The organism is Streptomyces sp. NPDC104202 (assembly GCF_055584185.1).
In genome coordinates, this window is record NZ_JBVJMN010000141.1 from 1 (window position 1) to 1502 (window position 1502).

Annotated in this window: 2 protein-coding genes; one reads left to right on the top strand and one right to left on the bottom strand. The window is 68.4% G+C overall.

The features are described 5' to 3' along the window. Positions 1 to 243: 243 nt before the first annotated feature. Positions 244 to 624, bottom strand: a complete 381-nt coding sequence (locus tag ACZ60W_RS37250; protein ID WP_469759838.1) for a hypothetical protein — start codon at positions 622 to 624, stop codon at positions 244 to 246. Positions 625 to 878: 254 nt separating this feature from the next. Here ACZ60W_RS37250 and ACZ60W_RS37255 point away from each other — a divergent pair, with 254 nt between their 5' ends. After that, entirely contained in the window at positions 879 to 1259 is a 381-nt protein-coding gene (locus ACZ60W_RS37255) for a hypothetical protein (RefSeq protein ID WP_469759838.1), read from the top strand. Positions 1260 to 1502 lie beyond the last annotated feature (243 nt).

The window sequence follows — 1502 nt, forward strand, 5'->3', positions numbered from 1 at the left end:
TCCGTCACGATAAGCAAACAGTCACTTTCCGTCACTTCCCAACCTCGTCCCGCTGAGCCTTCCCGAACTCAGACGCCTGATCCACCGGCTCACCCACTGCCGGCCTGCCTCGGTCGACCACGTCCTGCACTGGTCCCACTGGCGCCGTCGACGACAGCACCAAGCCCGGATCAATCACTACCAACGATGCGGTCAGGCACCACCTGAAGCCGCCCAGCCATCAGGAAAAGCACCGTTGCAGCACTAGGCGGCGTCCGCGGGCCGGCTGAGGACGTCGGGGTGGGACTTGAGCGCGATCCGGGCATCGACGAGTGCCGGCCCCCGCTCGAAGGTGGCCCAGTGCGGATGGGTCGACACCTGATCGGACAGATCCCGCACCAGCGCCCGCAAGCGGGTGTCCTCCGCCAGCTGCTCGGGGGTGTAGCCGGGCGACGGCTCACGCCCCGGCTCGATGATGTCGCCGGTGTTGCCGTTGGTCTTCGGTCCCCAGCCCGGCATCGGCTCCACCGACCACGGCAGGGTCCGGCTGAACGCCTCCAGCTCCGCGCGGGTCTGGTGCAGGCGGGTCTGGAGGTCGGTCAGGTCGGCGGGGAAGGCGAAGGCGGGGGTGTCGTTCTTGCTCACCCCGTAAGCGTACGTCTGTTCGATTAACGGAGGCTAGTCACACACGCCCCCCGGAACGACGATCACCCCACCGGCCCAGACGCCCCGCGCGGCCGGCGGAAACACGACCGGGGCCCTCGGTGGAGTCGACTCCACCGAGGGCCCCGGTCGTGTTTCCGCCGGCCGCGCGGGGCGTCTGGGCCGGTGGGGTGATCGTCGTTCCGGGGGGCGTGTGTGACTAGCCTCCGTTAATCGAACAGACGTACGCTTACGGGGTGAGCAAGAACGACACCCCCGCCTTCGCCTTCCCCGCCGACCTGACCGACCTCCAGACCCGCCTGCACCAGACCCGCGCGGAGCTGGAGGCGTTCAGCCGGACCCTGCCGTGGTCGGTGGAGCCGATGCCGGGCTGGGGACCGAAGACCAACGGCAACACCGGCGACATCATCGAGCCGGGGCGTGAGCCGTCGCCCGGCTACACCCCCGAGCAGCTGGCGGAGGACACCCGCTTGCGGGCGCTGGTGCGGGATCTGTCCGATCAGGTGTCGACCCATCCGCACTGGGCCACCTTCGAGCGGGGGCCGGCACTCGTCGATGCCCGGATCGCGCTCAAGTCCCACCCCGACGTCCTCAGCCGGCCCGCGGACGCCGCCTAGTGCTGCAACGGTGCTTTTCCTGATGGCTGGGCGGCTTCAGGTGGTGCCTGACCGCATCGTTGGTAGTGATTGATCCGGGCTTGGTGCTGTCGTCGACGGCGCCAGTGGGACCAGTGCAGGACGTGGTCGACCGAGGCAGGCCGGCAGTGGGTGAGCCGGTGGATCAGGCGTCTGAGTTCGGGAAGGCTCAGCGGGACGAGGTTGGGAAGTGACGGAAAGTGACTGTTTGCTTATCGTGACGGA